A 13,619-nucleotide genomic window follows, 5' to 3' on the forward strand; every position below is an offset into this window, starting at 1 on the left:
CACCAGCCACGCTGCGCACAAGACGGTAAATAACAAGCTATGAGACTTTTCCAACGCGAGCGGCGTAGCTTATTTGGCGAGATTTTGGATTGGATGCTCACGCCCTTATTGCTGCTTTGGCCCATCAGCATGGCGCTGACTTGGTTGGTGGCGCAAAACATCGCCGGCAAGCCTTTTGATAGAGCGCTTGAGAACGACGTACAGGTTTTGGCAAAGCTAGTCATAGTCAAAAACGGTCAACTGCAATTTAATCTGACCACACCCGCACGCGAAGTAATGCATGCCGACGACTCTGACCAGATTTACTACCAAGTGCTGGGCCAGAACGGTCAATACATCAGCGGCGAGCGTGATCTAGCGAGTCCACCGCTTGACGACAAGATAGTGGATGGCGAAGTGCTGCTGCGCGAGGACAACATTCAGGGCGTGCCCGTGCGTGTCGCCTATGCATGGCTTAAGCGCGATCTGATCGACTCCGCAGCTGCCGACAGCAACACTGCATTAGTGCTGGTACAAGTCGCTGAAACGCTAGGCAAACGCAAAACACTGGCCACCGAAATCGTCAAAGGCACTATGGTGCCGCAGTTCGTAACGCTGCCGCTAGCCGTGCTACTGGTTTGGCTGGCATTGGTGCGCGGCATTAAGCCGCTGGCCGAATTGGAAAGACGCATACGCGCGCGAAAGTCCGACGACATGAGCCCACTTGACGACACGGAGGTGCCCGAAGAAGTCGCGCCACTGGTCTCATCGGTTAACGATTTACTCAGCCGTTTAAAAATCTCGCTCAACACCCAAAAACGCTTTCTGGCCGATGCCGCACATCAGCTCAAAACACCACTCGCAGGCCTGCGTATGCAGGCCGACATGGCGCAACGCGAAACCGATGCGGACGAGCTCAAAAAGTCACTCAAACAAATCGGCCAAGCCAGCGTACGCGCCACCCATACCGTGAACCAACTACTGGCCTTGGCAAGGGCCGAAAGCACGGGTCGCAACTTGGCCAAGCAACGTGTGGATCTGGTGCAGCTGGCGGCCGAGGTGATGTCCGACTCAGTACCACGCGCATTGGAGAAAAGAATTGATCTCGGCTACGAAGGCCCAGCTGCAGGCGAGCAACCCACAGAGCTAGAAGCTAACCCCACCTTGATCAAAGAGATGGTGCGAAACCTCTTAGATAACGCGATTAACTACACGCCAGAAAACGGTCAAATCACGTTGAAAATTCTGACCGACCAATACGGCGGCGTGTTGATGCTCATCGTCGAAGACTCAGGCCCTGGGATTCCAGAGTCTGAACGTGATCTGGTGTTTCAACCCTTTTACCGCGCGCTCGGCACCAACGTTGATGGTTCTGGTTTAGGCCTTGCTATCGTGCAAGAAATCGCCAACCAACACGACGCCAGCATCAGCGTAGAGGACGCCAACCTCAGCGGCCACAACAGCCTGCCAGGCACACGTTTTACGCTGCGGTTTATTGGTTTGCGGATGCGACGCACGTATTAGGCAACGCGATGGGCGACATGATGGGCGCCGTCGTAATCAGCAGCTATTTTCAATTTCATAAATGATAAAAATCGATATAAAAGAGACCCGCATTCGCGCGCTAGAAGTGACCGATGCCGCCGACTACCGCGCCTTTAGGCTGCGCGCATTGCGCGAAAACGCATCCGCTTTTACCTCTAGTTTTGAAGAAGAAAATCTCAAACCCATGAGTGCCACATTAGCCCGACTAGCAACCAGCGAATACGAAAAACTCTGGGGCGGATTTGTCGGTGCGCAGATAGTCGGCATGGTCGGAATGAGCGCGGAGACGCGGCTTAAAAATCGCCACAAAGCCGCGCTGGTGAGCATGTATGTAGCGCCCGAATACAGCGGACAAGGCATAGGCCAAGCCTTGGTCAAAACAGTGGTGCTGCAGGCCGAGCTAAGCGCTCTTGCGCGGCTGCTGCTGACAGTTACCAGCAGCAATCACAAAGCACTGGCACTCTATGAAAAATGCGGCTTCAAAGCCTTTGGCACAGAGTTAGATGCGATTCGCATTAATGGCCAAAGCTTTGACAAAATACATATGTCTCTAGACCTAAGCAAATAGGCCGTCAAACAGTTAGGCAGCGCTTTTACAGCGCATACGCAGCGCCGCGCCTCGCGCCCGGTTATTCCTGCTTAGTCAAATGCTTGCCCACAATTCCAGCTAACTCAAACATAGTGACCTGCGGTTTACCAAACACTGCCAGCAGTTTCTCATCCGCATTGATGGCGCGTTTATTCGTCGCGTCTTGCAGGTTTTCTGCTTTGATGTAATCCCAAAGTTTTTTAATCACTTGCGTGCGCGCCACCGGCTCTTGGCCAATCACCGCCGCCAATGCCGAACTTGGCGTCAGACCTGCGCCTGGCGTCGCCACGCGCGCCACTTTGGGTTTTGCAGTTTTCACCGCAGCGACTTTTTTAACAGCCACTTTTTTTGCGGCTACTTTTTTCGCTGCCGGTTTAGTCGCGCCAGCCGTTTTAACCGCAACGACTTTGCCAAACGGCGTTTTAATCGTAGCCGGCCCGGTTTTAGCGGATGCCGGTTTACGCGGCGGAAATTTAGACGGCGCAAATTCAAAATTAACTTTAACCGCCACAGCATCCCAAGACAGCATAGCCTTGAAGGCGCGGCGCGTGCGCATGGAAACAAACTTATCTAACAAATCGGTCTTACCAGTTTCCAGCAGCTTAACCATTTGCTCGCGCTCAATCGGTTGCTGCAAAATTACCTGTCCGGTTTTAAACGTGCAGCTTGGTGTTGGCTGCGCATTGGTCGGCACGGATTTTTCACAAATATAATTTTTACCATGTTCAAAAACAGCTGAACCGCAGATAGGACATTTGCCCAAACTTTGCTGTTCACCGAGCTCCACAATCTCGCCTGACTCGGCGTTTTTGTCATCGCCAAAATCAAATTCAAGTTTGTAGTTTTTGGTTTCTTCGTCGAACTTAATCACCATCTCAGCGGTGAAAGGCCAACCGGCTTTAGATCTAAAACCTTCAAGTGGACCGATCTTTTTATCGCGTAAAAATTGCTCTACCTCGACGGTTTCAAACGTTCTTCCCGCCGGTGTTTTGCCAAACGAAAAACCGCAGCCATCATCACCCTTGTGGCCGACACAGGTGTAGCGCCGATAGTTTTCCTTGACCACGCCAGCGCAATTCGGACACGGCGTTGCAAGCGTGGCGTAGTCGCCCGGAATGCTGTCTTTGTCGTAGCCCTTGGCCTTGGCCACCATGCGCTCTGTCATGGCGGCGATCTCGGCCATAAAGGTTTCGCGGCTGAGTTTTCCGTGCTCCATTTGTGAGAGTTTGAATTCCCACTCACCGGTTAATTCGGCCTTCGAGAGTTCTTGCACATCAAGGCCGCGCAGCAGCGTCATGAGCTGAAAAGCTTTGGCAGTGGGAATCAAATCACGGCCGTCGCGCAGCATATATTTCTCAGCAATCAAACCCTCGATCGTGGCCGCGCGGGTAGCTGGCGTGCCCAAGCCTTTTTCCTGCATTGCGTGACGCAATTCGTCGTCATCTATGGTTTTACCTGCACCCACCATGGCGGCGAGTAAGGTGGCTTCGTTATAGCGTGCGGGTGGTCGGGTTTTAAGACCTTTAGCGTCAACACTGTCAACTGCAACTTGCTCGCCGGGTTTAACTGGCACCAAGGTTTTGCTGTCTTTTTCGTCGCTGCTTTCGTCTTGAACTTCTTTACCGTAAATCGCCAACCAGCCGGGCTTGACCAACACCTTGCCCTCGGTTTTAAAGCTGTGGCCGGCGGCCACCGAAATACGCGTGGTCACCAAGTGTTCAGCACTCGGGAAAAACACCGCCATAAAGCGGCGCACCACCAAGTCGTAGAGTTTTTGTTCCACATCGCTCAAGCCACTAGGCGCTTGCAGCGTGGGAATAATCGCAAAGTGATCACTGACCTTGGCGTTGTCAAAAATGCGTTTGTTCTGGCGCAGATAGCCGTTGTTTAAGGCCACCAAAGCATGTGGTGCGAGATGGCGCATATCACTGCCAGCAAGCATTTCAAACGTCTTTTTAACCACCGGTAAATAGTCTTCCGGCAAGGCCCGCGAATCGGTACGCGGATAGGTCAATGCCTTATGCCGCTCATACAAACTTTGCGCAATCGAGAGTGTCGTTTTGGCGGAAAAACCGAACTTACCATTGGCCTCGCGCTGCAAAGATGTCAGGTCAAACAACTGACCCGGTGCCTGCGTTGTCGGCTTGCTTTCTTCGCTGACGCTGGCGTGTTTACCGCGCACCGCGTCAGCAATAGTTTGCGCTTGTGCGGCAGTCCAAACGCGGTCGTTTTTAAGTTCGGGGTCAGACTCTGGCGCGGCCAATCCATCTTGCGGCGCTGCGCTATTGATACGGGAAGCGGCGGCGGCATGCGCCGCAGCTTTGGTCCACGTTGGATCAAACCACTTGCCCGGATACTGACCGGCCTCGGCTTCAAAGACGGCTTGCACTTCCCAATAGTTGCGGCTGATAAATTTACGAATTTTTTCTTCGCGCTCAACCACTACTGACAAAGTCGGCGTCTGCACCCGGCCCACCGTGGTGAGAAAAAACCCGCCATCGCGGGAGTTAAATGCCGTCATGGCACGGGTGCCATTAATGCCGACTAACCAGTCCGCTTCTGAACGCGAACGCGCTGCGTCGGCCAGCCCCTGCATTTGTTGCTCGCTACGCAGGCTCTCAAAACCATCACGAATCGCGGCTGGCGTCATGGACTGCAACCACAGTCGCTTGACCGGGTGCTTGGATTTAGCGTACTGCTGGATCAGGCGAAAAATCAGCTCGCCCTCGCGGCCCGCATCGCAGGCGTTAACCAATGCGCCCACGTCTTTGCGTTTGCTCAGCTTGACAATGGCGTTAAGCCGCGTCTTCGTCTTGTCCATCGGTTTTAAGTCGAAAAACGGCGGTATGACAGGCAGGTTGGCAAAACTCCATTTGCCGCGCTTGACGTCAAACTCTTCCGGCGCTTGGATCTCGACCAAGTGACCCACTGCGGACGTGACTAGCCACTCTTCGCTCTCGAAATATTCGTCGTGCTTTTCGAACTTGCCCGCAAAAGGCGTGATGGCGCGAACAATGTCTTGCGCCACCGATGGTTTTTCTGCAATTACCAGAGTTTTCATAAATACTTCTTCAAACCTTCTACATCTTCGGGAAACAACTTCCCGTTTTCAGCCAATACCGCTGTGCACATGTGCCTGAGTACACCACAAGCTTATGGCGAGCGGCTCAAGCCGTCTGCCAATCCCGGAATTTGTATAAATCCAAAATCGGTATGAATCAGGAATTCGTGTGAATCATATGGCAGGCTTGAGGCCTCACTACAATCACCTCTTTATAGGTGGGTTACGCTGCATCAGCGCTCGCTCAGAGACTAATTAACCATACCAAAAAATTGAGGGGATACTTCGCCTTGGATAAAAATCAGGCTTACGCAAATTTGCCAGCCGAGACCGCAGCCGCTAATTTCACCGCGCCAGTCAGTGCCGGACGTAGGCTGCAGACACGCCGCTCCGGCGTACATGGCAAGGGCGTATTTGCCGAAATAGACTTAGCCGAAGGCGAGCGCCTGATTGAGTATTTGGGCGAAGTCATCAGTTGGTCCGAAGCACTCGAGCGCCATCCGCATGACCCCAAAAATCCCAATCACACGTTTTACTTTCATGTCGATGAGCTCCATGTCATCGACGGTAAACAAGGCGGTAACTCCTCACGCTGGATTAACCACAGCTGCGATCCCAACTGCGAAGCCGATGAACAAAAAGGCCGCATTTTCATCAAAGCCTTGCGCAATATCAGCGCCGGTGACGAGCTTTTCTACGACTACGGTTTGGTCATAGATGCCCGCTACACGCCAAAACTGTTGGCCGACTACCCCTGCTGGTGCGGCGCACAAAACTGCCGCGGTACATTGCTCGCCCCCAAGAGCAAGCGCAGAACGCTGGCCACACCAAAATCCAACGGCATAGCCAAGGCCTAGCCCATGATACAAGAGCTACTAAAGCCGATTCGCTGGCCCGCCGAAAGCATTTGGCAAGCGGTCTACCCCAGCTTGCCGGACTTCACCGTCGAAGTGCTGCCGCAAATAGATTCCACCAATAGCGAATTGATGCGGCGTTTTCGCGGCGGGCCTGGCCTTGCACCACGGCCAGAAGCGACGCTGCTTGTGGCCGAGCAGCAAAGCGCTGGCCGCGGCCGACTCGGGCGCAGCTGGCAAAGCCGGCGCGGCGATACCCTGACTTTCTCGCTAGGACTGCTTTTGCAACCGGTGAGTTGGTCTGGCTTGTCCTTAGCCGTTGGCGTCAGTCTGGCCGACAGCTTAGAGCCTTTGCAAGGCCTGCAGCCGCCGCGCATACAGCTGAAGTGGCCGAATGATTTGTGGCTAAACGCGGGCGCGACCAAGCCGCCAAGCAAACTTGCCGGCATCTTGATAGAGACCACTAGCGTGGAGAACTTGCGCTATGTCGTGATCGGCGTGGGCATCAATATTCGGGCCTTAGAACTGGTGCCTGCCGACGCCCAGCCGGGTCAGCCATCAGCCTTAAAGCCGGGCGCGCTACAAAGCGTGTTTCCAGAGCTCGATGCGCCCCAGACTTTGCTGCGCGTGCTCGCGCCGCTGGTTCAAGCGGTGCAGGCTTTTGAGCAATTTGGTTTTGCGCCGTTTCAATCACGCTTTGCGCGGCGTGATGCGCTCAATGGTCTTGCGGTACAACTGTTTGAAGGTCAGCAAATCACTGAGGGCACGGCTCACGGCGTGACCGACAGCGGCGCGCTGCTGCTGCACAGCGCCACGGGCATGCGCGAGATCAGCAGCGCCGAGGTCAGCATAAGACCGCTGAGTACCCCGGGCCAGCCATGCTAAGGCCTTTGCTACTCCTGCTGGTGTTGGCCAATTTGGTTTTTTATGCGTGGCGCTCAGGCTCTCTAGCAGATATCAGCTTTGCGCCTGTGGTTGAATCCGAACCGCAACGGCTAAGCCAACAAATCGATCCCGACACTTTGCACATTCTCCTGCCCGCCGAAGCAGCGCAACTACTGCAGAACGTCGCTCATTCAAACGCCAGCCAGTGCTTAGAAGCGGGCGTGTTTAGCGAGGCCGAAGCCGGCGTCCTGCGCGCCAGTCTGAACGCCGGCGTGGCGCCTGAACGCTGGCTTATTGAGCCCAGCACAGAGCCAGCGCGCTGGATCATCTACATGGGCAAATACGACAGCGCGCAAACCGTGGCAAAGAAAAGAACCGAGCTGCGTCGGCTCAACATTAAAGCGGAATCCGTGAGTAATGCGCAGTTAGAACCCGGCCTCTCACTGGGCAGCTTTGACTCCCAAGCCAGTGCCGAGGCCGATCTACAGCGCATCTCCAAACGCGGCGTCAATACCGCTAAAGTAATACTGGCTCAGCCTGAACGCAGCGGTCAAAAACTGAAACTCGCTGCGGTAGACGCCCAGCTACAAGCCCAACTAGATACACTCAAACTCCCACTGGCCGGCAAAACGCTAAAGGCTTGCCGTTAGGCCAGCCAGCACGCCAACAGCCTTGCTAAGATCAAAGATTCGCGCTTGAGAGCGCCGCACCCGGAAACACACCGCATGAAAATTGAAAAAAACACCGCCGTTACCTTGCAGTTTAGAGTCGCCGACAGCAACGGCAAACTGATAGAAGAAAGCGACGGCCCTATGGTTTACCTGCACGGCGGCTACGGCAATACATTGCCAAAAATTGAAGAAGCCCTGGACGGTCAAATCGCAGGTTACGCAGTCACCCTGCAACTCAAAGCCGAAGACGCCTTTGGCCTGCGCGACGAAGGTCTGCTGCGCAGCCTGCCAAAAACCCAGTTTCCACCCGGCGTCAAAGTCGGTGGTCAGCTAGAAGGTCACAGTGAAGACGGCCGCATGCAGGTGTTTCATGTCATGAAGATCAAGGGCGACACCGTGCTGCTAGACGGCAATCACCCGCTGGCTGGCAAAGAATTGCGCTTTATCCTCAAGGTTACCGATGTGCGCTTGGCCTCTGAGGAAGAAATCTCCCACCAGCATGTGCACGGCGTGCACGGCCATCATCACTAAAACTCGGCCACACCCTTGAGCACCACGCCAGCCCGCCACAGCCAAGCCGTCTGGCCCATGCTGTTAGCGCTGGCGACTGCGTTTGCGCTAAGCCAAGCTTGGCGCACGGTCGCGGCCATCATGGCCACACCACTGGCCGCTGAATTCAAATTAAGCGCCCACTCACTTGGTCTGTTTGCTGGCACTTTTCACTTTGCGTTTGGTGCTATGCAACTGTTTATGGGTATAGGCATAGATCTGCATGGTGTGCGGCGCACCGTGCTGCTGGCTTTTCCGATCGCCATAGCCGGCTCATTGCTCTCAGCCCTTGCTAGCAGCTATAGCGCGCTAATCTGGGGCCAAGTTTTGATTGGGATTGGCTGCGCGCCAGCCTTTTTGGTCTGCACGGTTTTCATCGCCCGACACTTCCCAGCCGGCCGTTTCGCAGCCATCTCTGGCATCACGCTGGGTCTGGGCGGCACCGGCATGCTGCTGACGGGCACGCCGCTGGCGTGGCTGGTGCAGGTCAGCTCTTGGCGACTCGGCTTTGTGCTGCTGGCGCTGCTGGCAACCCTGTCTTGGCTACTGATTTGGTGGCTGGTGCATGAGCCTGAAGACGACAATCCAGCAATGCGTCAGCCTGCACGGGAAACACTAGGTCAGGCTTTGCGCGGCTTTGGCGCTTTATTCTTAATTCCTCACACGTGGGGGATTGTGATGTTGGCGAGCGTGAGCTACGCCGCTTTCATTACCTTGCGCGGCCTCTGGCTGGGGCCAATGCTAATTGAGCGGCTTGACTTTTCACTGGTGCAAAGCGGTCATGTAGCGTTGGTGATGTCGCTCGCGTCACTGCTTGGCTCACCGCTGTTTGGCTGGTTAGACCCCGGCGCAGGCCGACGTCGGCGTTGGATACTGGGCTTTAGTTTGCTAGTTTCCATACTCTTTGCGCTAATCGCTGTGACGCAAAATCTACTCGTCGGTATATTGGTGCCGGTTGTCATTGGCTTACTCTCCGGTTTTATCGTGCTGCAATACGCCGATGTGCGCAGCGCCTATTCGTCAGCCATTACCGGCCGCGCTATGGCCATGCTCACCATGGCCATGTTTTTAGGCGTAGCGGTCATGCAGTGGCTCACGGGCGCGATTGCCTCGCTAGCCATCAGCCAAAACGTCGAACCCTATATCGCTGTACTGGCCAGCATTGCCGCATTACTCGCCGTAGGTGCTCTGGGCTTTGCGCTGCTACCCAAGCCCATAGACAAAACTTGAAAAACCGCGGCTTTGGCGTCAGGTAAGAATGATCTTGAACCAACAACCCAGCCAAACAGAAAGCCCCGCCATGCTAGATAGCCAGACCAACCCAGTCATTTCACGCCAGTCACTGGGCCCCACTTGGCCAACCATGGACCCATTTTTGTTTTGCGCCTACCACGACGATGCCTATCCAGCCGGCAATGCCGAGATGGGCCCAGATGCCTCGCTAGCCGGCCGCAATATCGGCCAAGACTTTAGTCGCAAAGACGGCTGGAGCATGTACCACGGCCAAAAAGTAGCCGGCTTTCCGCCGCACCCGCACCGCGGGTTTGAGACCGTCACACTGGTGCGCAAGGGCTTGATAGACCACAGCGATTCGCTGGGCGCTATTGCACGCTTTGGTCAGGGCGATGTGCAGTGGCTAACGGCCGGCAGCGGCATCGTGCATGCGGAGATGTTTCCCCTGCTGGAGACAACCCAGCCAAACCCACTCGAGCTGTTTCAAGTCTGGCTCAATCTGCCCGCGAAAAACAAAATGGCCAAGCCGCACTTCACCATGCTCTGGTCGCAGCAAATCCCGCGCTTGATTGCCAAGGACGCACACGGGCGAGTCACCGAAGTAGTCGTCGTAGCCGGCAAACTGCAAGCGGTAGGCAATCCAACAGCAGCAGAAAAAAGTGTGCATCCGCTGCCACCACCGCCTGATTCGTGGGCCGCAGAAGTTGACTCAGACTTGGCTATCTGGACCCTCAAAATGGCGCCCGGCGCCAGTTGGACACTGCCCGCTGCAAGTGCTAAAGACACAGTGCGTAATCTATATTTCTTCAAAGGTCAGAGCGTTAGCCTAAACGGACAACCAGAGCGAGAGCACGCGGCAATCGAGCTGCAGGCTGACCAAGACGTGATGCTAGAGAACACAGGATCCGACGAAGCCGAATTTTTACTCCTGCAAGGCCAGCCAATCGCCGAGCCAGTAGTGCAACACGGCCCATTTGTGATGAACACGCAGGCCGAGATAGTGCAGACCTTGAGTGACTACCGCCGCACACAGTTTGGTGGCTGGGCGTTTGACCCCTATGCGCCAGTGCATGGTCGCGAAGCAACACGCTTTGCGCGGCATCCGGATGGGCGCGAGGAAAAACCCAGTGCGCAAGAATAAAGCGCAGTCTTTTTCATAGGGTTGGCGAAAAGTTGCGCACGCCTTGAAGGCTTGCTTAGGCTCTGATTATTGGCATGAAGGCAAGAAATCTTTCGCCGCATTACTTGCCACGCGCTAACCCCACTGGCCAAAGCCGCACAGCCAAGCCACCCAACGCAGCCAGCATTGCCAGCACACATACTCCGCGCCAGCCGGCTTGAGCCAGCACCACACTGCCTAGCCAAGCGCCGCCAGACATACCGCTAAACATGCCGACGAACAGCACGGCGTTAAGCCGACTGCGTGCGGCAGGGTCTATGCCGTAAATAATGCTTTGATGCGCAATCAAAGCGGCTTGAATACCTAAATCAAACAGCACAGCGCCGAGCGCAATTAGCCACAACTGGCTACCGCCAACGGCCATCGCCGCAAAAGCAATCGCCACCAGTACTGCGCCTAGGCGCGTCACCAATTCTGGCCCCTTGCGGTCCGCTAAACGCCCAGCCAACGGCGCGGCCAAAGCACCAGCAGCACCGGCCAAACCAAAAGCGCCAGCAGCGCTGCTGCCCAGATGAAACGGCGCGCTGTGCAACATCACTGCTAGAGTTGACCAAAAAGCACTAAAAGACAAGCTGAGTAAACCTTGGGCCACGGTCGCGCGGCGCAGCGTCGGATGCAGCCGCCAGAGATGTAGCAAAGAGGCCAGCAAAGCGCCGTAACCAAGACTGGTAGTAGGCGCAAAAGCCGGCAAACGCCGCCACAGTACCAAGCCCAACAGCGCAATACTGACTGCCGCCGCCACAAACATGCTGCGCCAGCCTAGGTGCTCGGCCCAGAGACCGCTGATCACGCGGGACAGCAGTATGCCCAGCAGCAAGCCAGTCATCACCGTGCCCACCATCTTGCCGCGCTCTGCCGGCGCAGCAAGTGATGCGGCCGCCGGCACTATGTCTTGTGCCAGCGTTGCCGCTAAACCAATGGCCAGACTGGCCAATAGCAACACCAGCAAAGATTGCGCCGTAGCCGCCAGTAGCAGCGCCGCACACAGCGCCACGGCCTTGCCCAAAATAATACGGCGCCTGTCATAACGGTCACCCAGAGGGGCAAAAAATAATATGCCTAGCGCGTAACCCAGCGTGGTCAACGTAGGCACCAAGCCAATCGCCGATGGCGAGACATTGAACTGCGCGCCCAGCTCGCCCAACATAGGCTGGCTGTAATAAAGACAGGCGGCGGACAAGCCAGCGCCAATAGCTAACAGCAGTAGCAGCGCGAAAGGAATACCGGCGGCCTGAGCCGAGCGGTCAGGCGCTGTGGCGCTGGAATGCATTGAAAACCTTTAAACAAAATCGCAGCTTATAGTAGCTAGGCCCACAGCGCTGACACGCCTTTAAGCGAGCCCGTGAGCGACGGGCTATTCGCCGCATCGGTGAAACGCCAGCTAAAAGCGACTAAAGCAACTAAAGCAACACAAGCCGCTAAATTCTCTGAAGCCACGCAAGCACAAACGCTGGTTTTGTTTTCTTCTTCTTTTTATTTGTTTGACCCAAACCTCGAAACCACAAAGCCAGATGAAGTTGATCGCCCACTGCACCTTAATGCTCAGCGCTGCCGCAGACTGCCCAGTCGTCGTCATGCTCAGACCGCGCGGCGGAAACGCCCAGTGGTTAATTAGCGAGCACCTCGAACTGCTGCCCTGGGTACCGTCAACAGAATACATAGACAGTTATGGCAATCTGTGCCAACGCTTAGTCGTGCCGCAAGGGCAAATGCGCATCAGCACCAAAGTATTGATGCAAACCGATGCACAAATCGCGGTGGACTTCAGCGCCATGCGTATGCCAATCGACCAGTTGCCCGACGATATGCCTAGCGCGTAACCCAGCGTGGTCAACGTAGGCACCAAGCCAATCGCCGATGGCGAGACATTGAACTGCGCGCCCAACTCGCCCAACATAGGTTGACTGTAATAAAGACAGGCGGCGGACAAGCCAGCGCCAATAGCTAACAGCAGTAGCAGCGCGAAAGGAATACCGGCGGCCTGAGCCGAGCGGTCAGGCGCTGTGGCGCTGGAATGCATTGAAAACCTTTGAACAAAAACGCAGCTTATAGTAGCTAGGCCCACAGCGCTGACACGCCTTTAAGCGAGCCCGTGAGCGACGGGCTATTCGCCGCATCGGTGAAACGCCAGCTAAAAGCGGCTAATGCAACTGAAGCGAATGAAGCAACACAAGCCGCTAAATTCTCTGAAGCCACGCAACCACAAACGCTGGTTTTGTTTTCTTCTTCTTTTTATTTGTTTGACCCAAACCTCGAAACCACAAAGCCAGATGAAGTTGATCGCCCACTGCACCTTAATGCTCAGCGCTGCCGCAGACTGCCCTGTCGTCGTCATGCTCAGACCGCGCGGCGGAAACGCCCAATGGTTAATTAGCGAGCACCTCGAACTGCTGCCCTGGGTACCGTCAACAGAATACATAGACAGTTATGGCAATCTGTGCCAACGCTTAGTCGTGCCGCAAGGGCAAATGCGCATCAGCACCAAAGTGTTGATGCAAACCGATGCGCAAATCGCGGTGGACTTCAGCGCCATGCGCATGCCAATCGACCAGTTGCCAGACGAAGTGCTGCTTTATTTGCTGCAAAGCCGCCACTGCCCCTCAGACAAAATGGCCGAGCGAGCGCAATCCATAGTCGGTTTGGCGCAGCCGGGTTACGCCCAAGTAGACAGCATCTGCACTTGGATACACCACAACTTAGCCTACTGCTACGGCGTGAGTGGCGGCAGCACTGATGCGCTAGACACCTTGGCCCAAGGCGCTGGCGTATGCCGGGACTTTGCCCATGTGGGAATCGCACTATGCCGCAGTTTGGGCATTGCAGCGCGCCTAGTAGTGGGCTATTTGCACGAATTGCAGCCTATGGATTTGCACGCGTGGTTTGAAGCTTTTATTGGCGGGCGCTGGTATACCTTTGACGCCACGCAGCCCAACCCACGCGGCGGCCGAATTGTTTTAGCCTATGGACGCGACGCAGCAGACGTCGCCTTTCTATCCGACTACGGTCCGCTACCGCTAACACTCACCGAGATGCAGGTGAGTGTGCAAAGCCAAGACGAAAACTTCTAAGGCGG

The 13,619-nt window shown here is 55.5% G+C and carries 12 protein-coding genes and 1 pseudogene; 10 read left to right on the plus strand and 3 right to left on the minus strand.

All coding sequences use genetic code 11. The annotated features are described in order from the left end of the window. Positions 1 to 39 precede the first annotated feature (39 nt). Positions 40 to 1,503: a sensor histidine kinase gene (locus HC248_RS17235; protein WP_168923557.1), complete on the plus strand. Its 1,464-nt coding sequence runs from the start codon at positions 40 to 42 to the stop codon at positions 1,501 to 1,503. 61 nt (positions 1,504 to 1,564) lie between these two features. Then, a complete protein-coding gene (locus HC248_RS17240; RefSeq protein ID WP_168923558.1) occupies positions 1,565 to 2,092 on the plus strand; it encodes a GNAT family N-acetyltransferase in 528 nt (175 codons plus the stop codon). 61 nt (positions 2,093 to 2,153) lie between these two features. Here HC248_RS17240 and HC248_RS17245 read toward each other — a convergent pair whose 3' ends face one another. After that, the gene (locus tag HC248_RS17245) at positions 2,154 to 5,174 is read right to left on the minus strand and encodes a DNA topoisomerase III (RefSeq protein WP_168923559.1); all 3,021 of its coding nucleotides are present in this window, start codon (positions 5,172 to 5,174) and stop codon (positions 2,154 to 2,156) included. Between the two features lie 317 nt (positions 5,175 to 5,491). Here HC248_RS17245 and HC248_RS17250 point away from each other — a divergent pair, with 317 nt between their 5' ends. From HC248_RS17250 to HC248_RS17275, 6 genes are all read left to right on the plus strand, one after another. Next, positions 5,492 to 6,031, plus strand: a complete 540-nt coding sequence (locus HC248_RS17250; RefSeq protein ID WP_168923921.1) for an SET domain-containing protein — start codon at positions 5,492 to 5,494, stop codon at positions 6,029 to 6,031. 3 nt (positions 6,032 to 6,034) lie between these two features. Continuing rightward, positions 6,035 to 6,913 (plus strand): biotin--[acetyl-CoA-carboxylase] ligase, encoded by an 879-nt coding sequence (locus tag HC248_RS17255; RefSeq protein WP_168923560.1) that lies wholly within the window; start codon positions 6,035 to 6,037, stop codon positions 6,911 to 6,913. Beyond that, positions 6,907 to 7,563, plus strand: a complete 657-nt coding sequence (locus HC248_RS17260; protein ID WP_168923561.1) for an SPOR domain-containing protein — start codon at positions 6,907 to 6,909, stop codon at positions 7,561 to 7,563. Before HC248_RS17255 ends, HC248_RS17260 begins: the two co-directional genes overlap by 7 nt. Before the next feature lie 75 nt (positions 7,564 to 7,638). After that, positions 7,639 to 8,115 (plus strand): FKBP-type peptidyl-prolyl cis-trans isomerase, encoded by a 477-nt coding sequence (locus HC248_RS17265; RefSeq protein WP_168923562.1) that lies wholly within the window; start codon positions 7,639 to 7,641, stop codon positions 8,113 to 8,115. A 57-nt stretch (positions 8,116 to 8,172) separates the two neighbouring features. Beyond that, positions 8,173 to 9,363 (plus strand): MFS transporter, encoded by a 1,191-nt coding sequence (locus HC248_RS17270; RefSeq protein WP_168923922.1) that lies wholly within the window; start codon positions 8,173 to 8,175, stop codon positions 9,361 to 9,363. Positions 9,364 to 9,433: 70 nt separating this feature from the next. Then, the gene (locus tag HC248_RS17275; protein WP_168923923.1) at positions 9,434 to 10,507 is read left to right on the plus strand and encodes a pirin family protein; all 1,074 of its coding nucleotides are present in this window, start codon (positions 9,434 to 9,436) and stop codon (positions 10,505 to 10,507) included. A 100-nt stretch (positions 10,508 to 10,607) separates the two neighbouring features. Here the strand turns inward: HC248_RS17275 and HC248_RS17280 are convergent, their stop codons facing one another. Then, entirely contained in the window at positions 10,608 to 11,816 is a 1,209-nt protein-coding gene (locus HC248_RS17280) for an MFS transporter (protein WP_168923563.1), read from the minus strand. A gap of 304 nt (positions 11,817 to 12,120) precedes the next feature. Here HC248_RS17280 and HC248_RS18045 point away from each other — a divergent pair. After that, positions 12,121 to 12,207: pseudogene (locus HC248_RS18045) on the plus strand (transglutaminase family protein); the annotation flags it as partial. 5 nt (positions 12,208 to 12,212) lie between these two features. On the opposite strand, the gene HC248_RS17910 reads toward HC248_RS18045, so the two are convergent. Beyond that, positions 12,213 to 12,566: a hypothetical protein gene (locus HC248_RS17910; RefSeq protein ID WP_337778955.1), complete on the minus strand. Its 354-nt coding sequence runs from the start codon at positions 12,564 to 12,566 to the stop codon at positions 12,213 to 12,215. Between the two features lie 250 nt (positions 12,567 to 12,816). On the opposite strand from HC248_RS17910, the gene HC248_RS17290 reads away from it, so the two are divergent. After that, entirely contained in the window at positions 12,817 to 13,614 is a 798-nt protein-coding gene (locus HC248_RS17290) for a transglutaminase-like domain-containing protein (RefSeq protein WP_168923565.1), read from the plus strand. Positions 13,615 to 13,619 lie beyond the last annotated feature (5 nt).

The organism is Polaromonas vacuolata (assembly GCF_012584515.1).
GTDB classification, from domain to species: domain Bacteria; phylum Pseudomonadota; class Gammaproteobacteria; order Burkholderiales; family Burkholderiaceae_C; genus Polaromonas; species Polaromonas vacuolata.

Excerpts from the sequence above, each read along its gene's own strand:
- HC248_RS17270 (WP_168923922.1), top strand. The coding sequence starts at position 8,173 with ATGCTGTTAGCGCTGGCGACTGCGTTTGCGCTAAGCCAAGCTTGGCGC.
- HC248_RS17910 (WP_337778955.1), bottom strand. The coding sequence starts at position 12,566 with ATGCATTCCAGCGCCACAGCGCCTGACCGCTCGGCTCAGGCCGCCGGT.
- HC248_RS17245 (WP_168923559.1), bottom strand. The coding sequence starts at position 5,174 with ATGAAAACTCTGGTAATTGCAGAAAAACCATCGGTGGCGCAAGACATT.
- HC248_RS17235 (WP_168923557.1), top strand. The coding sequence starts at position 40 with ATGAGACTTTTCCAACGCGAGCGGCGTAGCTTATTTGGCGAGATTTTG.
- HC248_RS17275 (WP_168923923.1), top strand. The coding sequence starts at position 9,434 with ATGCTAGATAGCCAGACCAACCCAGTCATTTCACGCCAGTCACTGGGC.
- HC248_RS17260 (WP_168923561.1), top strand. The coding sequence starts at position 6,907 with ATGCTAAGGCCTTTGCTACTCCTGCTGGTGTTGGCCAATTTGGTTTTT.
- HC248_RS17290 (WP_168923565.1), top strand. The coding sequence starts at position 12,817 with ATGAAGTTGATCGCCCACTGCACCTTAATGCTCAGCGCTGCCGCAGAC.
- HC248_RS17255 (WP_168923560.1), top strand. The coding sequence starts at position 6,035 with ATGATACAAGAGCTACTAAAGCCGATTCGCTGGCCCGCCGAAAGCATT.
- HC248_RS17240 (WP_168923558.1), top strand. The coding sequence starts at position 1,565 with ATGATAAAAATCGATATAAAAGAGACCCGCATTCGCGCGCTAGAAGTG.
- HC248_RS17280 (WP_168923563.1), bottom strand. The coding sequence starts at position 11,816 with ATGCATTCCAGCGCCACAGCGCCTGACCGCTCGGCTCAGGCCGCCGGT.
- HC248_RS17265 (WP_168923562.1), top strand. The coding sequence starts at position 7,639 with ATGAAAATTGAAAAAAACACCGCCGTTACCTTGCAGTTTAGAGTCGCC.